The 22,429-nt window shown below is 51.2% G+C and carries 25 protein-coding genes and 1 pseudogene; 3 read left to right on the top strand and 23 right to left on the bottom strand.

What is annotated here, in order from left to right:
• Positions 1 to 5 precede the first annotated feature (5 nt).
• The 15 genes from B5F34_RS13825 to B5F34_RS13750 all read right to left on the bottom strand — a co-directional run bounded on the left by B5F34_RS13825 (position 6) and on the right by B5F34_RS13750 (position 13,894).
• Positions 6 to 1,019, bottom strand: coding sequence for a DUF1266 domain-containing protein (locus B5F34_RS13825; protein WP_162609341.1), 1,014 nt, complete (start codon positions 1,017 to 1,019; stop codon positions 6 to 8).
• A 58-nt stretch (positions 1,020 to 1,077) separates the two neighbouring features.
• A complete protein-coding gene (locus B5F34_RS13820) occupies positions 1,078 to 2,052 on the bottom strand; it encodes an ankyrin repeat domain-containing protein (protein ID WP_087340183.1) in 975 nt (324 codons plus the stop codon).
• Between the two features lie 4 nt (positions 2,053 to 2,056).
• Positions 2,057 to 3,643, bottom strand: coding sequence for an ankyrin repeat domain-containing protein (locus tag B5F34_RS13815; protein ID WP_087340181.1), 1,587 nt, complete (start codon positions 3,641 to 3,643; stop codon positions 2,057 to 2,059).
• Positions 3,630 to 4,118, bottom strand: a complete 489-nt coding sequence (locus tag B5F34_RS13810; RefSeq protein ID WP_087340179.1) for a hypothetical protein — start codon at positions 4,116 to 4,118, stop codon at positions 3,630 to 3,632. Before B5F34_RS13810 ends, B5F34_RS13815 begins: the two co-directional genes overlap by 14 nt.
• A 624-nt stretch (positions 4,119 to 4,742) precedes the next feature.
• Entirely contained in the window at positions 4,743 to 5,531 is a 789-nt protein-coding gene (locus B5F34_RS13800) for a PRTRC system ThiF family protein (RefSeq protein ID WP_087340175.1), read from the bottom strand.
• Positions 5,528 to 6,226: a prokaryotic E2 ligase family D protein gene (locus B5F34_RS13795; protein ID WP_087340173.1), complete on the bottom strand. Its 699-nt coding sequence runs from the start codon at positions 6,224 to 6,226 to the stop codon at positions 5,528 to 5,530. The genes B5F34_RS13800 and B5F34_RS13795 overlap by 4 nt, the downstream gene beginning before the upstream one ends.
• Positions 6,213 to 7,187 carry a hypothetical protein gene (locus tag B5F34_RS13790; protein WP_239448976.1) on the bottom strand — a complete coding sequence of 325 codons (975 nt, stop codon included), beginning with the start codon at positions 7,185 to 7,187 and terminating at the stop codon, positions 6,213 to 6,215. The genes B5F34_RS13795 and B5F34_RS13790 overlap by 14 nt, the downstream gene beginning before the upstream one ends.
• Positions 7,184 to 7,354, bottom strand: coding sequence for a hypothetical protein (locus tag B5F34_RS17965; RefSeq protein ID WP_229094842.1), 171 nt, complete (start codon positions 7,352 to 7,354; stop codon positions 7,184 to 7,186). The genes B5F34_RS13790 and B5F34_RS17965 overlap by 4 nt, the downstream gene beginning before the upstream one ends.
• Positions 7,355 to 7,359: 5 nt before the next feature.
• Entirely contained in the window at positions 7,360 to 7,581 is a 222-nt protein-coding gene (locus B5F34_RS13785) for a PRTRC system protein C (protein ID WP_087340170.1), read from the bottom strand.
• 4 nt (positions 7,582 to 7,585) lie between these two features.
• The gene (locus B5F34_RS13780) at positions 7,586 to 8,581 is read right to left on the bottom strand and encodes a PRTRC system protein E (protein WP_087340168.1); all 996 of its coding nucleotides are present in this window, start codon (positions 8,579 to 8,581) and stop codon (positions 7,586 to 7,588) included.
• A gap of 33 nt (positions 8,582 to 8,614) precedes the next feature.
• A complete protein-coding gene (locus tag B5F34_RS13775; RefSeq protein ID WP_087340212.1) occupies positions 8,615 to 8,830 on the bottom strand; it encodes a hypothetical protein in 216 nt (71 codons plus the stop codon).
• Between the two features lie 351 nt (positions 8,831 to 9,181).
• Complete coding sequence (locus tag B5F34_RS13765) at positions 9,182 to 9,418, bottom strand: hypothetical protein (protein ID WP_087340210.1); 237 nt, start codon at positions 9,416 to 9,418, stop codon at positions 9,182 to 9,184.
• 195 nt (positions 9,419 to 9,613) lie between these two features.
• On the bottom strand, positions 9,614 to 11,716 hold the full coding sequence (locus tag B5F34_RS13760) for a type IA DNA topoisomerase (protein ID WP_087340208.1): 2,103 nt from the start codon (positions 11,714 to 11,716) through the stop codon (positions 9,614 to 9,616).
• Between the two features lie 93 nt (positions 11,717 to 11,809).
• Positions 11,810 to 12,070: a DUF4099 domain-containing protein gene (locus tag B5F34_RS13755; RefSeq protein WP_087340166.1), complete on the bottom strand. Its 261-nt coding sequence runs from the start codon at positions 12,068 to 12,070 to the stop codon at positions 11,810 to 11,812.
• A 48-nt stretch (positions 12,071 to 12,118) separates the two neighbouring features.
• On the bottom strand, positions 12,119 to 13,894 hold the full coding sequence (locus B5F34_RS13750; protein ID WP_087340164.1) for a DUF3945 domain-containing protein: 1,776 nt from the start codon (positions 13,892 to 13,894) through the stop codon (positions 12,119 to 12,121).
• A 106-nt stretch (positions 13,895 to 14,000) separates the two neighbouring features.
• Between B5F34_RS13750 and B5F34_RS17960 the strand changes: the two genes are divergently transcribed.
• From B5F34_RS17960 to B5F34_RS13735, 3 genes are all read left to right on the top strand, one after another.
• Complete coding sequence (locus B5F34_RS17960) at positions 14,001 to 14,306, top strand: hypothetical protein (protein WP_239448975.1); 306 nt, start codon at positions 14,001 to 14,003, stop codon at positions 14,304 to 14,306.
• A 334-nt stretch (positions 14,307 to 14,640) separates the two neighbouring features.
• The gene (locus B5F34_RS13740; RefSeq protein ID WP_087340162.1) at positions 14,641 to 15,312 is read left to right on the top strand and encodes a DUF3800 domain-containing protein; all 672 of its coding nucleotides are present in this window, start codon (positions 14,641 to 14,643) and stop codon (positions 15,310 to 15,312) included.
• 2 nt (positions 15,313 to 15,314) lie between these two features.
• The gene (locus tag B5F34_RS13735) at positions 15,315 to 15,827 is read left to right on the top strand and encodes a hypothetical protein (RefSeq protein ID WP_087340160.1); all 513 of its coding nucleotides are present in this window, start codon (positions 15,315 to 15,317) and stop codon (positions 15,825 to 15,827) included.
• A gap of 285 nt (positions 15,828 to 16,112) precedes the next feature.
• On the opposite strand, the gene B5F34_RS13730 is transcribed toward B5F34_RS13735, so the two are convergent.
• The 8 genes and pseudogenes from B5F34_RS13730 to B5F34_RS13690 form a co-directional block, all read right to left on the bottom strand.
• Positions 16,113 to 16,403 (bottom strand): DUF4120 family protein, encoded by a 291-nt coding sequence (locus B5F34_RS13730; RefSeq protein ID WP_087340158.1) that lies wholly within the window; start codon positions 16,401 to 16,403, stop codon positions 16,113 to 16,115.
• A gap of 20 nt (positions 16,404 to 16,423) precedes the next feature.
• Positions 16,424 to 16,780, bottom strand: coding sequence for a hypothetical protein (locus tag B5F34_RS13725; RefSeq protein ID WP_087340205.1), 357 nt, complete (start codon positions 16,778 to 16,780; stop codon positions 16,424 to 16,426).
• Between the two features lie 10 nt (positions 16,781 to 16,790).
• Positions 16,791 to 17,045 carry a hypothetical protein gene (locus tag B5F34_RS13720; protein ID WP_087340155.1) on the bottom strand — a complete coding sequence of 85 codons (255 nt, stop codon included), beginning with the start codon at positions 17,043 to 17,045 and terminating at the stop codon, positions 16,791 to 16,793.
• Positions 17,046 to 17,057: 12 nt separating this feature from the next.
• Complete coding sequence (locus tag B5F34_RS13715; protein ID WP_087340152.1) at positions 17,058 to 17,324, bottom strand: hypothetical protein; 267 nt, start codon at positions 17,322 to 17,324, stop codon at positions 17,058 to 17,060.
• Between the two features lie 20 nt (positions 17,325 to 17,344).
• Positions 17,345 to 17,662: a hypothetical protein gene (locus tag B5F34_RS13710; RefSeq protein WP_239448974.1), complete on the bottom strand. Its 318-nt coding sequence runs from the start codon at positions 17,660 to 17,662 to the stop codon at positions 17,345 to 17,347.
• 226 nt (positions 17,663 to 17,888) lie between these two features.
• Positions 17,889 to 19,052, bottom strand: a complete 1,164-nt coding sequence (locus B5F34_RS13705) for a TraM recognition domain-containing protein (RefSeq protein ID WP_087340149.1) — start codon at positions 19,050 to 19,052, stop codon at positions 17,889 to 17,891.
• Positions 19,039 to 20,844 carry a reverse transcriptase domain-containing protein gene (locus B5F34_RS13700; protein ID WP_087340147.1) on the bottom strand — a complete coding sequence of 602 codons (1,806 nt, stop codon included), beginning with the start codon at positions 20,842 to 20,844 and terminating at the stop codon, positions 19,039 to 19,041. The genes B5F34_RS13705 and B5F34_RS13700 overlap by 14 nt, the downstream gene beginning before the upstream one ends.
• A 565-nt stretch (positions 20,845 to 21,409) precedes the next feature.
• Positions 21,410 to 22,399 (bottom strand): annotated as a pseudogene (locus B5F34_RS13690) (YWFCY domain-containing protein); the annotation flags it as partial.
• Positions 22,400 to 22,429: the final 30 nt, after the last annotated feature.

The raw sequence follows: 22,429 nt of genomic DNA, 5'->3' as shown, positions 1-22,429 counted from the left end.
GACACTTATCCGTTAGAGAGGTTGAACTCAAATTGCATCCACGGGGATTCTGCCTTTTCCAGCAGGGTGGACACGATCTCATAGGCTCCTTCGCACTGGTCGGAATCTCCTTGCCATGCGCCACGGCCAAGCACGAAGCTCAGTCCGTATGCGTTCCATGACGCAAAGTGTTCCCCGGCCGACTCTGCCACAGCCTGCATGGTCTGCCACATCTCCTCCTCGCTGATATAGCCGAACAGGTGAGTCCATCTTGCCATGTTTACCGCGCGGACAAGGTCCCATGCCAATGCTGTGGCAGGCAGGTCTTCGGCAGAACAATAGCCGTCTTCAAGCATTTTTTCAATGGTCGTGCAGACTTCGGCTGTTTTCGTTTCCTCGTCCTGCAGCTCTTCTTCGGACAGGTTATCCAAACCTTTGGCGACGACTTCAGCCAGTACTTTGTCCACTTTTTCATGGTGTCCTTCATGCAGCAGCCAGCCGATGGTTTCCAATGCGGATGTCCTGTCCGTGACATCCCACGAATCTTTGAGCATCTCCTTCAGATTGTACATCTCATGCGAGGTCTCTATGGAATCCACATAGTCACTGCTGAGTACGAGCAACGGGGCACCGAAAGCCAGCAGCCGTTGCTGCGTGGGTGTCAGTTTTCCGTCATCTTTCCGCTCTATTTCCCACTCGAAATCGAACATATCGTCCATGCCGGCGAGCATGTCCTTCATGTCGTCGCTCATCATGTCCGGGTCGCATTGCACCATCGCATGTCCGACAAAATCCAGCCCCTGCGAGTACATCTTCATTACCTCTTCCGGACTCATGGCGGAGGTGTCCTCCATTTCCGGTTGTTGTACTTTCCCTTCCATGCCGGGAATGTTGGCCGCCGCATCCGCAATCAGCTTTTCCTGCATTTTGGCAAGGTCGAAACTTTGAAATCCAGGAATATTCCCGTACAATGCCTGAGCTTGTTCCATTGCGGCCTTGATAGCGTCCTGACTGGCTTTTGCCATTTCTTCAGGACTCATCGAGTTGTTTGTTTCTTTTGACATATTTTCGTATCAAACAGTTAATAAATTATTGTCATCATCCTTCTGCTCCATGCTCAAGGAGCGTTTCTACGATCTCGTTATATCCCCGTTCACCGGCGTAATACAGAGCCGTGTGCTGGGAATTGTCCGCCATATTGACATTGGCGTGATTTTCCACCAACAATGCGACAAACTCGTTATGCCCGCCCCTTGACGCGACAATCAGAGGGGTTTCGCCGTTGCGGTTCTGCATGTCCACACCGGCCTTGGCTTTCAGCAGGGCATCGCCGATGAACCGGTTGCCCGATGATGCGGCATAATGCAGCGGCGTGTTGCCGTCCAGCAGGGCTTTGTCCGGGTAGGCTCCCGCATCGAGCAGCAGGCTGACCATCATGAGGTTTCCCGTCATGCAGGCGATGACCAGCGGGGTCTCGCCGTTGTCGTTGGTAGCGTCCAGCATTGCTTTCGACGAGGCAAGCAGGGAACGGACGATTTCTCCCTGTCCGTTATAGACGGCCTGGTGAAGCGGGGTGTTGCCGGATACGTCGCTGGTGCTGTCCGTCGAAAGACGGGACACTACCTCCCGCAGCCCGTGTGCGGTGGCATAGTCTATGGCCTTGTGTCCGTCGCTGTCGGCGATTTCCGTGTCAGCCCCCTTGCCGATAAGGAAGAGGGCGGCGTCCGTGCGCCTGTTGTCCAGCAGGCAAAGCAGGGGCGTCCTGCCGGCGGCGTCCGTGGCGTTCATGTCCGCGCCGTTCGTGACAAGCCTCCCGATGATTTCCTTGTTGCCGCTCCTTGCCGCAGCGTGGAGAGGCGTTTCCGAACGGTTGTTCACTACCGACACGTCAGCCCCGTTGTCCAGAAGGAGGAGCGCCAGGTCCCGGTAGCCCTTCAGACAGGCGTAGTACAGCGGCGTGTTGCCTTCCGCATCCCGCCTGTTCACGTCTATTCCTCCTTTTTTCAGGAATATCTGGGCGATGCTTTTCTGCCCGTTACGGCAGGCGTTAATAAAAGTCTGGCTGTTGTCCATATCGTCAGGAATATTTTATCAGAAATTTTACCATTATCTCACTGTTTTTTTCGGTGGCTATGTCCAGCGCCGTCAGCCCCTCATTGTTCACCGCGTTCACGTCTGGCAGGCTGAAGTCGAGCAACAGGTCCGTTCCTTTTTTCACTCCGCTGTCCAAGCAGCTTCCGGCAATGTAGTGCAGTAGTGTATTGCCCCAGATGTCCTTCTTGCCGGTGTCCGCACCGGCCTCCAATAGCATTTCGAGCACATCCGACTCTTCATTCCCACAGACATGTCCATCGTAGGGCTTGTAAGGGCTTTTGCCATCCCAAGAACGGGCACCGTACAGCAGCATTAGCGGGGTCTGTCCGCAGCGGTTGACCGTATTCACGTCGGCCTTGTTTTTCAGCAGAATGGGGATGGCGGCCCTTCCCCAGTTACAGGTGCAGTTGCGGCAGGCAAGTCCCAAGGTCGTGTTCCCCTCCTTGTCGGCAGGCATCCCGATGTCCCATCCGTGGCGCAGCATTTTTTCCAGAAAAGCGGTGTATCGTTCGATATGCGTCGAACTCTGCCTTATCTTGCTCGCGATTTCAAAGGCGGTGTCCTCGTTCCCGAAACGGTAATTCGGATCGGCTCCTGCGTCCAGCAGCATGTCCGCCGGTTCCGGGTATCTGTCGAACCATGACATGGCGCACGCCAGCGGGGACAGCCCGTAAAAACCGCTCAGGTCTCCTTTATGCTCGCAGACGGTCTGCAACTCCACGCCCGAGCGCAACAGGGCTTCCAGTGCCGTCAGGTTTTGGTTGTATATGGCCTGGAACACGTCCATATTGCCGTGCAGGGCGGCAAGTTCATCCTCCTCAGGATTGCTGCCGGTGAGCAACGCCGCTATCTTCATGGCTTTGCGACTGATGGCGCAGTCCCATGCGGTGGTTCCCAAATTGGTTTTCTCGTCCGGGTCTATCTGTCCGTTGGCCAGCAGCAGGCGGACAAAATCCATCGATTCCTTGTCTTTCCCCTCATAATATGCCACCTTTTCTTCGCATTCGGACTCTTTCTGTTTCCGCACGTCTTCGCTCAAGGTGGTGCGTGAGCGGATTTCCTGCAAGGCCTGCACAGCTCGACGCAAGTCAGATTTCACGTCGGCCCCTTCACAGGCTGCGTGCAGCACGTTCATGCCGCTGCCGTTTGTCTGGTCTATCCTGCAACCGGAATTGACGATGACCGTCGCCAAGCGGAAAAGTCCCCGCCGGGCGGCTTCTATCAGGGCGGTCGAGTCCGGGGCGGAACGTGACAGCCTCGCCCCGTGCTCAAGCAGCAGGGCGGCTATGGAAGCCCTGCTGTCTTCTTCCAAATGATTTTCACACATGAAATTGGCCAGCGTGAACAAGGGTGTGCGTCCGTTGTAGTCCTTGGCATTCACATCTGCCCCACGCGAAATACAGATGCGGGCAGCTTCCTCGTTGGCGATGTAGCAGGCCAGGTGGAGCGGAGTGCGGTTTTCGATGATATTGTCCCGATCATCCACCGGAACCTCCCTGAAAGCCTGAAGTATCTCAGCCTCCGGCTTCCGGGTCTGGTACATTGAATAAATATCGTTACATGTTACCATGATATGTTTCTTTTATGAGTTCATTGATGGATTTGTATTTTCCGCCCAGCCGGGAGGCCGCATCCCTCATTTCGCCGTACAGGTGCAACTGGTACGAATTGTACGCTTTCAGTTTCAGTATCTGTACGGCGGCTATAGAAGGCAGTGTGCCATACGGCATCGGGCACAGGTCGGGACTGTCCTCATGTTCCCACCGGAGGAAATCATCAGGCAAATCGTCCATACGGATATCCGTCAGGGACGGAAGCTGCCTTTCCGCTTCCAAGAGTAGATTACGGCATTCGCTGAACCACGACACACGGTAGCAGCACAAAGCCTTGTTGTAGGACAGGTACAAATCGGACTGGTCCGTCCGGTCAAGACATCGGTAGGCAAAGGCGTATTCCCCGCCATACATATATCCGATAGCGGAGTTGAACAGCTGTTCCAGGTTTGGCGGAGGTATCTCCGGTCTATTTACGGGAATAGTCTTCATGGCACGATTTCATTTTAGGTTCAAGGAATGCCGGGGTCTTTGTCGGAAGGTCGCACGGAAAAAGACAGCGGCACTCGGACACGGGAAACCCGCTGAACGAATGCCGCCGGACAAAAGTTCCGTTCCGCCTTGTTCCGAAAAACACGGAGGAACGCTGTATTTCTGATAAATGATTATCGGACATCGGGAATAACCGGACAGAATTGTTCCCGGTAATCCTTTGGTAATTAAATGTTTTGTAATATCTTGACGCGCGAGTTCCTGTGTGTGTGTGTGTGTGTGTTTATACGGATTTCCTGATTTTCCAAATTTTCAGCCGTATAATACACCTTGTTTTCAGTATTTTTATGATTATAAATCAGGCTTTTAAGGCACATGGGAAAGGCCAGCCCGTCCCACATCCCGGCATGGGGAGGAAGTCCGTTCTCCATCATAAAAATGGAAGATAAATGTCCTATTTTACCTGTATGTTTCATAAAGATACAATTTGCCAAATACAAATGTAGGCAAAATTTTTATCCGGAAGTAGAAAAGTTCAGACAAAAATTACGCGATGTCTTGATTTTATATTTTGTTCACACAACTTCTGCGCTTTGCGCACTGTTTTTCAAATCTTGATATCCGTCATACAGGTATCGGGTTGGTTTTCAATGTTTCCAGATTGAGATATAGCCCGTGATGCTCGATCATCCCGTAACGGAACATCTTCCAAAGGATGTTGCAACCGAGCTGCGCCAATGTGGAATTGATGAAAAGATCCTGCTTTTCCAGGGCCTCTGCAAGAGAGCAGCTCGGACCGGAGTCACTCTCTTTCACCCTCGCATATTTCACGAGACGGGTAACGACTTTCAGGGAAGCCACTGTCTCATACAGTCCGGATTCAGGCTGTTTGATCTTTTTGGGTATTGTCCCTATGACAACCTGCCCGGATGTCTGTGTGTTCCCGAAATCCATCCAATACAGGGGGGTCTCATATGACCTGTATTCCGATATCGGCACTGCCTTCAGGATGTTCCACAGATTAAGGCGTGACTTGATGTTGTCCGTGCAGGTTATCGTGATGTTGGCCAAGTTGTCTCGCCTGGTGTCTTTCAGTATTACCGGATAAATCTCCGGAGACGCCTTCCAGTCGTTGCCGAAGAAGTTGTTTATCCGCGTAATCAGGCATTGTGCCTTGTTCAGTCCCATGTCTGAAGGGCTGAAGAGCTGGCGCCCGATATTGCTTTCCGTCACGATGTCGGGATCATAGAGCGTCACGAAAAGTCCGGGATGCCCGAGGCCCCGGAGCGTTATGTCAAGCCTTGCCAGGCAGGTCAGCACCTGCGAGCCTGTCCCTCCCGCACCGATGAGGTTCACCGTCACCGGATGCTGCGGGTTGATGAGATAGCTGTCTGTGTAGTGTACTCTTTTCATTTCAGGATGTCTTTAAGTTTGAGATTTCGTAATGATTTCAATTCTCCGAGGTCGAAAGCCTTGTCCCGTGCGGCCTTTGTCACCAGCACGAGATTTGATCTGGTCGGATTCCCGTGGCCCCCTAAGTGGGAAAACTCTGTCAGCCAGAATTTTCTTTCCCAGTATTCGAGCAGGTTCGAGTAAGTCATGTCCCGTGGCTTTTCTATCTTGGCCGAACCGAGGCATACGCTTGAGCCTGTCACATTGAATAAAGGTGCCGCATAAAGGTCCGTCTCCCTGTCAGGCCGGTCATCCTTGTAGGCATAAACGTCCAGCTGCGAGTCCCTGGCTTCGTAGATGATTCCCGGCAGGTTGTATTCCGCATTCTCGATCCCGAGGCCGCTGACAAAATACATCATCCGTTTCCCGGGAGGATTATACCAGATGTATTTTTCGCTTCCTTTGCGGGAATCGGCATACAACAGGTTGGACGGCAGCCTGCCGTATGGCGTACTGCTGTGTGTCTCCGAATAGTTCCGTACCAGCTCGTTCATGAACTCGACCGTTACGGGATGTCCTTCGCCCATCTTTCCTTTCCCGTCAATGGACCGCTGTTCCAGGAAATACTTTTTATCCCCTTCATAAGTGTAGGCTATCAGTACCGCACGGGGACAAAGGGTGGCATGTATCATATTCGTAAGTTCATTTTTTCCCATCTTCTTTATTATTTGATATATGGTTTATAAATTTGTCCGACCATTTGAAAAAGCGTTCAGGGTAGTCGTCCTCCATTTTGAACAGGCTGTCCGTTTCCGGAGACAGGGCCATTGTGGTGACCGGAATCAGATCGTATGTCTCCAGCCTCTCGGAATTATATTGTTCCTCAAGACTTTCCGTCACAATGTCATGGATGTCATAAGCTATGCGTATCTGCCTGTCAAGATCCATCGGCCGGTAATCCGGTTCCTCCTCGAAGAACGGGTCATAACAGTAGCGCATGATCGGCTTTTCCGGGAAGAGGAACTGCAGCCCCTCTTCCATCAGTTCCAGCAAAACCGCTTCCCATCCGTCCTGCGGGGAATATCTTTGTATGGCGGCTGGCAGGTTCTTGTAATAGGATGTGCTTTCCACCCTTTGCAGCAGCCTTCTGATTTTCCCGTTCCTATATGAGCTGACGATGGCATTCCTGCGTCGTGTATCGTCTTCCGGTTCATCCCGGTCATCCGTTTCAATCCAGTCAAGCACCGTTTCCGTATCGTCACCGTCCAGAATCGTGGTTATCCCGTTGGCATTCGCCATACCGTTGATGAACGATATGGCGATGCGTCTCAGTACAGGGGTCAGTTCTTCCACAAATTTCACGGGGAAATAGTACAGCGTATATTCTCCCCATTCATGACATTTCCACAAGTTAAAGTACAGACGTTGTCCCTGTTGTTCTATATTGACACCGACATCGTCCTTGAGCAGCGTTTCCATGTCATAGACCAGCTGGTCTATGCTTTCTCCGATATTCCTGCCGGGGACATGCCGGGCTTTTACCCCCGTGAGTTCCGCGTATCTTAGGTATGAGCCGAGCAGGTATTCGTAGTTGTCTTCCGTCAGGATATTGAACGGTTTCCCCTCATAGTCCTTTACAAGGAATCCGGGCACGCAGCTGGAGAAGACCGTATTCAAAAAACGATTACGGCACCGCTGGGCGCCGCAATCCTTTTCCGTTTTTCGGTTCCGTAATGGTAGACTTGTCCGGTTCCTTGTATGATGAACCTTGCAAGCTGTTCCATCTGAAATTCGCTTAAGAGTCTGCATGATTCTTCCTTTCCTTTTTTATTTTTCTTTGCCATATCCGTCATCCTTTTGTTCCGATGGTTGTCTTGAACTCGTACTCAACCATATCTTCCTTGATGAGCGGCCCGTGCACGGTTGCCGTGGTCAGTTCCGGGTACATGTTGGAATAGTAGTTCATGACCATATCCGGGGTGAAATCCGTGCCTGGGTCCGCCAGGGTCACATACTCCGTTCCTTTCTTGAACTTGAATGAGCGTGTCATTCCTTTTACTTCGAGTGCCATAATCTTACATTTGTGGGTTGGTAGTCTGGTATCTGTTTCCGCCTTTCAGCATTTCCATCGGGAAGTCGGGATATCCCGCATACTCTTCCGGGTTGTAATCCGGCTCGTCCTGTCCATAAGCGGACAGCCCGTCTTCCTGCGCCGCATATCCGTCGTACTGCGGCATGTTTTCCTCAAAGCATGCTACCGGCTGCGATGGCTGTGGAGCCGGATGCTGCCCGTATGCGCCCGGTTGCGGATATTGCCCTCCCTGTCCGGGATACGGCTGCGCGTGGTATGGCTGTTGCCCGGGATAAGGAGCCGTTTGCTGTACAGGCTGTCGCGGCGGTATCGGCTGTCTGACAGGTTGCTGTCCCTGGCTTGCCGGATGCGGCTGCTGTGGAATGTTTCCCGGAGCCGGTCTTTGTATCGGACGGGATTGCGGTACCTGTTGCGGCTGCTGCTGTGACACCGGCTGTGGAGCCGGCTGTTGGTCAAAGGCCTCCATGCCGAACAGGCTGCCCTTGTTGAGCTCAGCGGTCTGCGCCTTGATCTTTTCCTCGATTTCCTTTACCTGCTGAGGGTTGGCATACGCTTTGGCTTGTCCGAGTACGGCCACGGCCTCCTTGTGGTTCTTTGCCGCAATCATCTCGTCCGCCTTCTTCATCAGTTTTTCATATTTTTCCCGTTTCTCTTTCTCCTCCTTGGTTTCTTTCGCTTTCATATCCTTGGCCGCCTTGCTGTCTTTCGCTGCCTTGTCCGCCTGTTTCTCGAACTCTGCCATGTTGGCCAGCAGGCCTGATACTTTCTGTACGGGTCTTGCGATGGTCTGGAAGAAGCCGTTGTCAAGCTCTTCCGGTGTTCCGGACAGGGTCAGCGGCACGATATGGTTCTGGGCCTCGTCCTTGAGACCGTTCGACTTGGGCAGCACGGATACCGTCATGCCCGTGGTTGATTTGCGGATGACCATCGTGACGTCCACGCTTCCGGTCATCAGTTGGTTGAACTGTGTAAAGAACATAATCTTTTGTATTAAAATGATTAGACATAGGTTTCATGCGTCCTTGAAAAACTCCGCCAGCAGCCTGTTCCTGTCCGGATGCCGGCTGATTTCCAGTATCGGGTTCAGCAGGGCTGAGATATGTACCGGCCCGCTTCCTCTTGGCGGGAACTTCATGGCCGGTTCCGGCACCTGCACTCTGGGTTTTCTTGCCACTGGCATCCGCATCGGAGCCTGTGACGGTTGTCTTGTGATGATCGCTTGTCTCATGATCCTTATTGTTTTAATTGTGAATACTCGGGCTTTGGCAGCCCGTTGAACTACGAGGGCCCGGCGGCGAATGCTTCCGGAAAGGCAAGGTTTTCGGGAAAAATACCGCAGCCCTCCGGGCGAGGATGATTTTTTCCGAAACCGCTTGCGGCCCGACCTTGCCGTCCGACAAGAAGCATACGCCAACTTTGCCCTGTAGTTCCTCGGACTGCCGATGTCTGCGTCTTCCATTCCTGTCTTTCCCTTTTTTCTGAGCAACGGACATGGCGATAAAAAAAGAGCCGTCCTCATCTGGACAGCTCCTTATATAACTGTAAATGTAAAATCCGCTATGTTCCACTTTGTCAGATCTTAGAAGACCAGAAAACTCAGGATGCACAGGATGATGGCGAGAGCCACGAGGAAACAGGCTATCCGGTAGAGGAACCTGAACAGTCCTCTGAAACATACGATGGCCACGGCGGTCCATATGGGGGATATGCCGTGCGAGTAAAGCCAGCTGAACACAATGGCGGCCGTGACGGCCAGTGCGGCAGTCTTTGCCCACCGGTTGCCGGTTATTTTCTTGATCCGTTCTATCGTTTTCATAATCTCCATGTTTTTAAGGGAATGCCATTCCCGTTTCCGGGGCCTTCCTGCGGACCGTCTCCACGGGCAAGGCTTTCGGGAAAAATACCGCAGCCCTTCCGGGCGAGGATGATTTTTCCCTGAAACCGCCCGCGGCCCGGCCTTGCCGGTGGAAACAGGCGGTCCGCGACCTTCGCCCCGTGAACCGGAATGGCTTCACCGCTTCTGTTTCTTCCCGTTCCCGTTTTTCGGGAACGACAAGGTCAGGTTGAAACCCGCGTCAAAAGCCAGGGCCGCATCGAAGGCTATCCCTTTCTTGCCCTTGAACCCTTTGATGAGCCGGGTGGAGCCGGAAGAGAAAAGCTGTTCCAGGTGCTGGTCCGTCAGTTCCTTGTTCAGGAACTTGCGGAACACGAGCAGGCCGCAGCCTTCATTGTCGCATTTTGCCGTCCTGTCCCTGAGGATGACATGGCCCGTCTTGCATTTGGGACAGGTGAACGTGCGGACGGGAGCCGCCGGCAGGGAGAGTTTCAGAATCTCCCCGGTGGCCTTGCGGGTATAGTCCCTGATGGACGCCATGAACATTTCCGGGTCGAGCGTATGCCGTTCTATCTGCGCCAGGGCGTTTTCCCAGCTTCCGGTCAGGGACACGTCCGCCACCAGCATGTCTTTCACGGCTCCGTAGAGGAGAAGTCCCTTTTCCGTGGGCACGAGGCTTTTCCCGTTCCGCTCGACATAGTCCCTCTTGAACAGGGTGGTGATGATGGCGGCTCTCGTGGCGGGCGTGCCGATCCCCAGATCCTTGACGGCTTCACGCGCCTGTCCGTCGGCGATGTCCTTTCCGCAGGTCTCCATGGCCGCAAGCAGCGTGGCTTCGGTATAGAGCGGCTTGGGCATGGTCTTCTTCTGCACCAGTCCGTGGCCCGATACCGGGACTCTGTCCCCTACGGCAAAGACGGCTTCCCCGTCGTTCAGCCCTTCCTCGTCCTCCTCCTTGTCCTCTTTCCTGCCGAACACCCCGCGCCAGCCTGGACTGGTGACCGTGGAACTCTTCGAGCGGAAAGCCATGTTCCCGATACGGCACTCCATCCGCAGTGTCTCCTTCCCGCAGGGTGGCGAGAACGCTTCCAGCATCCGTCCGGCTATCAGCGTATAGACGGCGGTTTCCGCTTCGGAAAGTCCCTCCGGTGTGACACCGGTCGTGACCAGCGCGTGATGGTCGGTCACTTTCGTGTCGTCCACGCTGCGGGTGTTCAGGGTGGAAAGGTCGAACGCCTTCCCGTATTCCCGGAATTCCGGCAGGACGGAAATCTTTTCCAGCAGTTCCGGGATGTGCGCCATGACATCCTGCGGGATATGGCGGCTTCCCGTCCTCGGATAGGACACCAGCTTCTTCTCGTACAGGGCCTGGGCGATGTCCAGCGTCTTGTCCGCCGGCAGGTCGAGATGCACGTTGCAGTCCTTCTGGAGTGCCGTAAGGTCGTAGAGCAGCGGCGGTTGCTGCACGGTTTCCTTGCGTTCCGCTTTCGTGATTTCAGCCACGGAGCCGGAGGGGATATGCCTGTATGCTGCTTCGGCCTCCGCCTTGTCGTTGAAGTTCCCGACATGGAAGAAACGGCGGTGTGTGCATTTCCCTTGCAGGGTGACATGCAGTTGCCAGTAAGGGGTGGAGACGAATCCCCTGTTTTCCTTGAACCTGGCGCATATCATGGCCAGTGTCGGGGTCTGCACCCGCCCGATGGAACTGTTCGGAGTGCCGGAGGCTATGGTCAGGGCACGGCTGGCGTTCATGCCCACCAGCCAGTCCGCCTTGGCGCGGCTGTCCGCTGCGGCGTACAGGCTGTCGTATTCGGCACCGTCTTTCAGTTCCTCCAGCCCTTTCCGTATGGCCTCGTCGGTGAGCGAGGAGATCCACAGCCGTCTGAACGGCTTGGTACAGCCCAGGTAGTCATATATCCAGCGGAAGATAAGTTCGCCTTCCCTCCCGGCGTCGGTGGCCACGATGATACTGACGCACCGGTTGAACACCCCGTCGATGACCTTCAGCTGTTTTGTGGCGGCGAGGTCCGGTACCATGCCCCTGTCCGTGCGTACCTGACGGGAGACCAGCCGGAACGGCTCCGGCAGCATCGGCAGGTCCTCCGCAGCCGTTCTTGTATAGCCGTATGTGTCCGGCAGGGACAGTGACACAAGGTGTCCCAATGCCCATGTGACCATATATCCGTTTCCGGAACAGTAGCCGTCATTCTTTGTATCAGCCCCGACTACACGGGCTATGTCCATGCCTACGCTCGGCTTTTCTGCGATGATTGCTATCATATTGTTCGGATAAAATTTAAGCCGTTCCCCGTTTTCCATGCGGAAGACAGGAAACGGCTGTTAGACATTTTCTTGTTTAATGCTGCGGCAGGCTCATCTGCCCGAAGGGGTGACGCCCTGGATTTCAAGCAGGGGGGCTTCCCCCTTGCGTACCAGCTGCAGGGTGGCGTCCATCACCACGTCCACGCCGAGGAGCACGAGGCTCAGTGGTATCACGCCGGTCTTTTCCCCTTTAAGGAGTGTGTCAAGCTCTCCGGCCATCTCCAGCTCGTCCTTCAGGATACCGATGGCTGCCAGTTCGTCCCAGTTCACGTCTTCCGCCTTGAAAGGCGTATTGTTGTTTTCTTTGTTCATCTTCTTGTTCTTTTTAAGTCAGACATTTGTTTTTTCTTGCCTATCATGTCAGGAAACGCTTACCCCTCTGGACTTGCGGCTGCCCTGTTCCTGCCCCTGCTTCTGGGCTGCAGCCACCACGTTGCGCTGCGAGGCGTCCCGCTTGCGGTCCGGGTTTTCGTTATAGAAGTCCAGACGGCCTTGGTTGAAGTTCGCCTTCACATATTGCGCGATGGTATTGCCGTCATAGCCCTTGATGCCCTCGACCAGCACCGCCTTGCCGTCCTGCAGGTCGGCGCGTTGCTTCCGGGTCAGTTCCACGTTCCATACCTTGTCGGGAATCTTGAACTCCAACTGCTGGTCAAAGCCGTCCCGTGTGCGTGAGTAGCTCAGACGCCCCGTCTCCAGGTCTGCCTTGATGAACGAGGAGAATTCTTCGCCCTTGCGGTTCACCATGTCGTTGAGGAAGATCGGTCTTCCCGCCAGAAGCTCCTTCTTCTCCTCCGGTGTAATTTTCACCCCGTTGATTTCGTTCGGGATGTAGATTTCACGGGCGCCTTCCGGGGAATCCGGGTTGTAGCGGGTATAGGCAGGCTTTCCGGTCGCCTCGTCCAGCTTCACGAAGGAGGAGAACACCTCGCCGTCCTTGCGCTTCATCCCCTCCACGAAAATGGCCTTGCCGGCGTTCAGGTCCTCGATCTGCTTCTGCGTCAGTTCCACGCCTCCCAGCGTCTGGCGGTTGAAGAGCTTGTCGTTCTCGAAGATGTACTCGATGCCCCTGCGCTCCGCGTTGACCTGGATGAAGGCGTTGAACTCGTTCCCCGACTTGGCGGTCATGCCCTCGATATAGATTTTCTTGCCTTCCCGCAGGTTGTTCTTTTCCTGCTCGGTCAGCTCCACTCCCTTTATCTCATTAGGGATAAATACATTGTCCACTTTGGTGGCCACCACCTCGTTGGTGAGCTTGTCGATGCTGACGAAGGAAGGGATGTACTCCCCGTTGCGTCCTTTCAGTTCCACGACACGCCCCATGTTGCCCGTCTCCAGCAGGTTCTGCTTGTCCTCGTCGGAGAAGATGTGCCCGAAATACGGACGGTCAAGGTCGGGCTTCTGGCGGATTCCGTGGATGCCCAGCACTATATCCCCGTTCCTGGACTGTTGGAAAGACAGCCGTGCATCGGTACGCAGCACGGCTGAGCCGAAGTTCATGGTGATAGGCACGACCTGGTTGGTCTTGTATCCCCTGAGCATCTGGTCGAGCAGCCCGCGCTCCTGGAGGTAATCGCGGGACAGCCCGAAGTTCTTCAACTGCTCCCAGTTGATCATGGACTCGTTGTAACGGTTGGTGTTCTGCTGCTGGCCGCCTTCTGCGGCAACCGGCTGCTGTGTCTCGGTTTTCTTTGCCATTTCTTCTTGATTTTGTGGGTTGATACTTTGGTTTTCCTTGTTCCGTGGGATGATTTCATACTTCTTGAGGAACTCTTCCACGGCTTCCGTCTTTTTTCCGGCGGCGAGGTCCTCCACCGCCTGCCGTACTTCCGGGTCGTCAAGGCTTCCTTCCCTGACGGAGAGGATGCCGAAGCGGGTCGGGTCCTTGAACTGGCTCCAGAAGTTCTTGATGAAATTTTCGAAGATGTCCGCATAGCGGTCGATCTTCAGGAAGGAGTTGCTGTGCTCCTTGTCTGCGGGTACCGTCTTGAACTTGCCGTCCTTCCCGATTTCGGACACCGCCTTCAGGAGCAGTTCCATCTTGTCAAGGATGAAGACGATGTCGCTCATCTGGACGTTCTCGCTGACCTGCGGCCCCGGACTTGGGGGTTCTTCCCTTGCATTTTTCTTTGCCATAACTGAAAGTTTTTTAGCGTTAATACTGATGTTGTCGGTGCAAATATATAGGACTTATTTTGATAAATAATTGATTTGCAATGTGTTAGGATATATATTACACTGTATGTCATCCTATTTCACCGCAGGAGCCGGAACAGAGAGGGAAAAAGCGGGGAAACGGAAGGGAAACAGCACCGCCGGACGAAGGGGGCGACAGGAATGGGACAGCAAGGGGACAAATCCGGGAAACGCCACAGCCGGGCGGACAATGGCCGGACGGAACGGAAACAAAAACAAAATCTGTAATATGCAGAGTTGGGAGCGAGCGAAGCCCTTGTCCCGTCCTGATATGTTCCTGGAGACAGGAGGCAGACGCATTACATGGTGCCGGATATGTTTCCGTTTGCATTGTGACGGCGGGCTGGAATAAAATATCCCCGTCCGGTTTCTTTCCTTTTGACCCTGTACTTATGCGTCGTAGGTCGCTTCGCTTGCCAAGTCCCAATCCTTTCCCCAACTCGGACGGCAATACCGGAGCGTTTTTTCGGGCGGAAAATTACCGCAGGGAATTTTCTGTCCCGAAAACCGGAGGCCTGAACGTGGAGGTATTCGCCCTCCGAGTTATCTTCTCCGGGGGACTTGCCAAGTGAAGCGGGGCTTATGATGCCATTTTATAGATGAATGTGGAAAAAGAACCGTATATTGTAAAGTAATGCGGACAAAGGACATCCGATTCAAATAAAAAGAGTACCTTTGTTTCCATTATGAACAAGACCTTCAATATTTATTGCGATGAGAGCTGCCATATTGAGCATGACCACAAGGACTATATGTTTTTGGGGTCGGTGAGCTGTGCCTATCCGCAGGTCCGGAGACATTGCAAGCGGATAGATGAACTTAAAAAGGAGCATAATTTTTATGCTGAAATAAAGTGGAGCAAAGTTTCAATGTCAAAAGTCAGATTTTATCTGGACTTGATTGATTATTTTTTCGATACTGATTTGAGATTCCGGGCAATAGGAATAAAAAAATCGCAGATCAAATGCGATGAAATGGGATACTCATACGATGACTTCTTCTACAAGATGTATTATCTGCTGCTCAATTACAAGATTGACACGCTTGATTGCTATAATGTATACCTTGACATCAAGGACTCGTTCAGTGCCCAGAAAGTGCGCAAGTTGAAAGAGATTCTGAATACTGAATATGGAGTGTTCCGTAATGTGCAGAATATCTGTTCTCACGAGAGTCTGCTTATGCAGCTTGCAGACCTTATCATGGGAGCCGTATCTTATAATGTGAATGACAAGGAGCATAAGAATATGGCGAAGGTGATGATAATCGAGCGTATAAAGAAGCATTTGCATACCCAGAATCTGGACATGACAAACCATTCTGAGAAGTTGAACCTTTTCTTCATTAATCTGAAATAGCCATGCCGTTTAATTTAATGAAGAAATATAATGATCTGCTTGAGTTGCTCGGTATGTCAGAGCATGAGAGGATACGGTCGCTACGCGGGGTCTTCAACCGGGATATTCAGGACAATCCGAATTTCAGTTTCAACGGCAAGCCCATATATCCGACCCTTGAAGAAGACGGTGCCATAGCCATGGAAGTCCTGTTCAATCATCTTACAAGAAAAGAGACGGACAAAGAGGAACATCACCGGGAATTCGATATGTCCCGGTCACAGCGGCTGCATTGGATCAGATACCATGTGGAGCAGAACAAAGCTGACAGGATGCTGTATTTTTCTGTCAGTGAACCGAGAGGAAAACGGACTTATATATACGACATTGACGAGCATTATGTCATTGTACTTGAACCCAGAAGGGACCGGTCATCGTATTACCTTCTGACGGCATATCGTCTGGAGGGGAAGGATTACGCCCGCGATAAAATAATGAGGAAATATAACCGGCTCAGACTGCCGGAACTGTTATAAAAGCAAAAAACGCAGAGCTTCTATGGCTTGCGTTTTTCGATTTCCTTCCCTCAAATGAGGGATGAACTCGTATGCAAAGGTAAAGGTTATTTTCTTATCTGCAAAAAAATCTTGGAAAAAATTATTGGGCGAAACCATATATTTGTTTGGCGGAACAAAAGTTATACTTACATTTGCAATGTAAAAAGTGTCCGTACGAGCTTGGTCGTCGTATCTGCACTATAAAAAGGAAGTAGAGAAGTCCCGGTCATTACGGCTGGGACTTCTTGTTTTTATGCCTTTCTCTTACGTGTGTATGCTCCAGCCGTGGAACGGCTCCAGCATTTGGGAAAGGGATTCGTCCGGCCTGCCGTGATAGAGCAGCCCTCCGACGATGCCTGTCCGTCCGTCGGGTGTCCTTTCAGCGAATCCGAAAGAATAAGGCGCGGTGTCCCAATAGAGTTCAATCTCACATTTTCCGTTGGAGTTCTTTTCCCACTGCTTCAGTTCTTCAATGCGCCGCTGCAAGGTTTTGTCTCCGATGCTTTTTGCGTATTCCGCCACCTTGTCGTAGTGTTCCTTGCATTTGATTTTCATATCCGATAATTTTAAGTTGATTATAATAACTCTTCATATATTCCAAAATCGAGGCATCCGATGATAATAAAGTCCCCCTTTCCATTGTCAGCCAGTGATTTCAAATCGTTTATACTGTCACAATAAAAGAAAATTTCCTCGTCCATCTCCGTATCGGAATCCATAGCCAGGGCAATTCTGACCTCTTCCGTTTCCAAGTCGTCGCGCCATCGGATGACACAGTCCGCATAATGGGGCTCATGCCCGTTTTCGGAACGGTATTCCATGTACAGGCTGTCGATTTCCTTTCGGATTTCCTCCGGCTTTTTCATGACTGTTCGGATGGTGCGATAATCATCCGGGACGGCGTTGCAGCCGTTTAATGTTATTTTTCTCATTTCCATTCATTTATATATTGCAAAATATGACCTTGTAAGTCTTGCACGGTTTCCCGAAAGCCGGATAACGGTCAAACTCCTTGTATGAATCCCAATCCACGCTCATCGTGTATCCGTTCGGAAAATTTTCGGCAATGAACCGTGTTATCATTTCCTTGTCCTTATCGGAAAGGAAGAACTCTTCTTTGACACCGTATTCCAATGAAAAAACCGCCCATTCGGGAATGTTGTCCCAAACGAGCGTCGTGCAATTGTTCTCCTTCATACATCGGAATGCTTATTGCGGTGATGCCGCCAGTTTTTGAATAATGTTCTCAAGTTCCGTCTCCCATGTCCTGTTACCGTTTCCGGCAAAGGGATAAGTCAGCTGGTGCCAGCCGTGGTAATCGAAAAGTTTCATCCGCAGCGGATAATAGTCAAAAAGTTTCCTGCCATCCTTGAAGATTCGGATATGGTTAATCCCTACATTCATCGCGTTCAGACCGTGTCCGATGATAATTTCTTGGAATCTTTCCATCGGTGTGAAGTTGCTTCTCTTTTTCATATTTCTTTCCTGTAATTTGTTTAACAGTACATTTTATATAACTCGTCATCCGGCAGTGTACGCAATTCCTCCCCGGTACAGAATCCGTCGATTTCCTCGCATGCCTCCATCGCCTCGTAAATACCGCTGCGCATATCGGTTATCAGTTCATCGCGCAGGCTTTCCACCGACACCCTGAACGTGCGGTTGCAGGCATCAATCTCTCTGACGGGGTAGGCTCGTCCTTTCCAATGGATTTGTCCAAGGGTTATTCTGTTTCCGTTTTCAGCCACCATGTATTCCTTCCGGTACGTCTCACAGGCTTTCTTACGGATATTGGCCGTTTTTGTCTTGTCCATAACTTTTTGATTTTATTCTGTTAAACATTTACCGGCTCGTGAGCCGATATTTTATTTCTTGCCTGCCATACCGTCCCGTGCCGGATTGTGCAAGGCTTTCCGGAAAAATACCGCAAGCGGAGCGCGGAAGATTTTTGCGGAAACCCGCGAGGGCCCGGCCTTGCTCAATCCTGACAGGCACGGGCCTACCTTTGCAGGCGGAAATAAAAAAACGGCATGTCGGATATTATTCTTTATCCCCTTCTTCTTTTGGAATCAGGTGCTTCAAGTCAGGGTCATTGGCTATGCGCTCCATCTCGTCCTCGATTATCTGCAGCACGTCGGCCTTTATCTGCGAATAGTTGCGTTCTATCTGCTGCTGCATGATGTCGTTTCCGTCCGCGTCCCTGAATTCGTTGATGACAGGTATTTTCTTATAGGCTTTCATCTCCTCCGACACATTCGCGCTGTCCACGATGATGCGGGCATGGAAAATCTTCTGCTCTATCTCCTCCCCGAAGTTGTCGGCCACGCTGCCCACGAAGGTGCCCTGCGAGAGGTTGGCGATCTTGGAGGCGGGTATGATGGAGTCCATCTGCGTGTTGATGGATGTGGAGGTGTCCTGCCGGTTGATGGAGAGGGACTGCCGCTGCTGGAGTATCTTGCCGAACCGCTCCGACAGGCTCTTTGCCGTCTCGCCGACCACCTGTCCGCTGAAGATGTTGCCCACCGTGTTCTGGATGACCTTCGCCTCCTTGTCCCCGTAGTCGCGTGCAAGCTGCGAGAAGTCCTGGAAGCCGAGACAGACGGCCACCTTGTTGCTTCGGGCGGTGGCGATCAGGTTGTCAATGCCACGGAAGTAGATGGTGGGCAGCTCGTCGATGATGATGGAACTCTTGAGCTGCCCTTTCTTGTTCACCAGTTTCACGATACGGCTGTTGTAAAGTCCCAATGCGGCTGAATAGATATTCTGCCTGTCCGGATTGTTGCCCACGCAGAGGATCTTCGGGTGTTCGGGATTGTTCAAATCCAGCGTGAAATCATCCCCCGTCATCACCCAGTACAGCTGTGGCGAAATCATCCTTGAAAGCGGGATTTTCGCGCTTGCGATTTGGCCCTGGAGCTGATCTTGAGCTCCGCCTTGCCAGGCGTCCATGAACGGGGAAAGGTAGTTTTCGAGGGACGGATAAGAGGTCAGTATGGTGAAGATGTCCGCATACGGCTTGTTCAGAAATTCGATCGCATGAGGGAACGTACAATACTTTCCGTCCTTGTAAATCGTAGGCTCGGCACTCGGCGCCTTGCCGCATTTCTGCGGTAGGTTTCCGAGAGCCTGCCCCCGAACCGTGCTTACATGTCTCCATGTACACGGCTCTCCGTTATAATTCAACTTAGTGTTATACATTGCCATGTATTTTAGCATTACATTCTGGACAGACTGCCAATGTTTTGCGGTGCATTTTGAGCATGATGCGTTCCCATTCGTTCTTGCCTGTCAAATCTTTCAAGGCACGAACATGGTGCATCACTGTTTTGCCATGCGCTCCGCATACCTCGCACTGTTCCGCCTTTAGTCTCTCAACAAGACTCGAGGCTGGCAGAAAATTGGTGTTTGGAATTATGTCGCATTTAGCATCACATTGAGCGTCTTTTCTCTTGAAACCCTCATTATAGAACACACGGCATTTGCATTGCCCTTTTGCATCCGTGTAACTGATTACAAAGTCTTTATCTTTCGAGTATTTCTTTTTAATCTTCCGTACACTGCTGCTTTGCTTTTTGGCGATGCTTTTGTACATGCTGTATTCCATAATATAACCGAACCTTTTGCAAAGAGTAGATACATTGTTCGCTATCGAGTAATAATTGTAGAATCCTCTTATCTCCTTATTGAATTGGGCTACAATATCCTCCGGTTTGCAGTTCATCATATAACTGCGTGCCTTTGGCTTCCAGTCCTCCTTGCCATTGGTTTGTATAACCCTCATGGCTTTGTAGTCAATCAGCTTGTTCTTGACTACATCTCTCGGGAGCAGAAGCACAACCTTACGGTTGAACATCCTTTTGAGAACTCCATTCTTATCCCTCTTGGTAGCTTTGGAATTGCGTACAGTGATTTCATATCCCAGAAATTTAGCTTTTTCTTGCGCGTGGGTTATAAGCGTTTTCTCTGCCGACAGTTCAAGTTTGAGCTTGTCTTTCATGAACTTCGTGATATTCGCTTTGATTTGCCCACACTCTTCAAGACTGCCGACAACCCCAATCAAGAAATCGTCTGCGTATCTGACATATTTCAACCGTCTGTACTCTTCATCCATTTCCATGACACAAGGCATTTGTTGCATCTGTCGGTAATACCCTTTGATTTTATCAATAAGGTCTTTCCGTACCTTTGTATCGGTTTCGGATTTCAGTTTCTTTTCCAGCTTATTCTTACGGTCTTTAATCCGACGGTAATCCTTATCCAATCTTCTGCTTGCGCCTTTATTGAAAGATTGGGCGTATTCCTCCATGTACTTGTCGAACTTGTCAAGGTAAATATTAGCCAGTATGGGACTAATGATGCCGCCTTGCGGAGTTCCACTATACGTGTGTCTGTATTTCCAATTTTCAATATACCCAGCGTTCAGAAATTTACGGATGAGCCTTATGAACCTCTCGTCCGCTATGCGTTCTTCGAGTATGCCAATCAGAACGTTATGGTCTATGTTGTCGAAGAAGCCTTTTATGTCCCCCTCTATAAACCATTTTGTTCCGAGAAACGTATCTTGAATTTGGTTTAATGCAGTTTGGCAACTCTTACGTGGTCTAAAGCCATGTGAGGTGTTTTCGAAACTACCCTCGTATATGGCTTCCAGTATCATGTGTACCACCTCCTGCACCAACTTGTCTTCAAAAGACGGGATACTTAAAGGGCGTTTCTTTCCGTTCTTCTTAGGAATATAAACCCTTCTTGCAGGGTTGGGCTTGTAGCTTTCATCCCTAAGACTGAAAATTAGCTTTTCTATTCTTTGAATGCTCATTTCGTCAATGGTCTTGCCGTCTGTCCCAGCGGTCATATTGCCTTGTTTGGCATAGATACGCTGATATGCGGTGTAGAACATTTGTTCATTGAATAGAATACGATATAACCGTTCGAACTTATAGCCCGATACATTGCTGTGTTTCACTAAGTTGTTCAATACATTCTTTGGACTTCTCATAATGTCTCTCACATTTTCCTTTGACTATATTGATTATATAACTGCTTCCCTTCGCCGTGTGCAGGGCGTTATCCTGCTCGGACTACTATGGAAGCTCCGTTGCCATGCCGAATATTCAAGAGCAGTCTCTATAGCCTTACGGCGTTTCGGTTTAGGCAATCCCCATTTAGCGGGTGTAATAACAAGCATGACAGACTGTCGGATGCAACGTTCGTCCGTTAATCTGCTTATCGCAGACGTGTCGCAGTCAGTTCTTCGCCCCAAACAATCTATGCACTTGCTGGGGTACATGCGATGTGGCGTTGGTAACTGCCTTCCGCCACAGCTCTGGTATGTGCCACTGGATTGTTGTTCAACCAATTCAGGCTTCATCCTCATGTCTGTCGTTCTGTCTTGCCATTCAGTCGCAGCATGGCAGTTAGCTGACTTATGGCTTCTCCGACATGCTACACTCCCCCTCGGGTTTCCCTCTGGGATAAGTCGGATGACAGTAGGTCTTATTTTCATAGAACTCTAACCTAATCTATTGCTAAATAGATATTTATTACACTGCCTTATGGGCGCACCGCAAATACCAAATAATTGCGGCCAGCAGGATAATCGGTGACTCCACGAAAAAGTCACCCTGTTTCTGTATCCAGGTCTTGTTCAGGTTAAGCATTATTGTATAAGCTGACTCATAGGCATCGGATATGTCCGCCATGAATCTCGGGTTGATGGGATTGCACCGGTGGCTGCGCCGAGGGTCATCGAAGTTGATGACATAAAACTCCGGCTTCACCTTATAATGTTCCTTGTGCTTGAGCAGGTGGTTGTAGGCGATTTCCGACAAGTCCGGGAACTTGTAGTCGTAAATGTACATGGCAAAGGACTTCTCTATTTGCTGCTTGATGTAGTTGTTCACCACTGCATAGCTCTTTCCCGAGCCCGGTGTTCCCAGTACGATGGAGGCACGGAACGGGTTCACAATATTGATCCAGCCGTCCCATTCCCTGCCCTGATAGACAAACTTTGTGGGCAGGTTGACGGAATACTCGTTTTTCATGAGCCTTGTTTCCTGCATGAAGCTCTCGTTGGCGGTGTTGAACACGTCCTCCATGAGGTTGTGTTTCAGCATCCGGCTGATCCATACCCCCGACATGAGCAGGAGTATGTAGCCTGCGGTGAGCGTCAGCGTATATGCGGCCGCATTCACCGTCGGGCTGAACGGCAGGTCAAGCATCCACCAGTTCATGAAGAACAGCACCAGTCCCGAAAGGAAGGCGGCGTATATCTTCCTCCAGGTCATTTTCTGGTTCTTCACGCCCTTTGTCCCGAGACATGACAGGGCAAGGAATATGACGGCAAAGACTTTCGTTGTCAGCAGGTTGCTGAAAAGTCCCGCCGTCCGTTGGAAATTAAGGAGTATTCTATCGACTACGCCGATATGGATGCCCATATCCACGAATGACCGGTAGCAGAACCAATAGACATGGACGACCATAAACACGATGGATATGGCCCGCATGAACTCCATGACTTTGGCCAGTCCCCTCAAATCATCTTCTTGTTGCATAAATTAAAAATTTTGATGGTTGGTAATTGA

It is taken from the genome of Mediterranea sp. An20, from assembly GCF_002160055.1.
Lineage (GTDB): Bacteria > Bacteroidota > Bacteroidia > Bacteroidales > Bacteroidaceae > Bacteroides > Bacteroides avicola.
The sequence above is the reverse complement of the archived record's forward strand: the minus strand, read 5'-3'. Positions and strand labels throughout refer to the sequence as shown.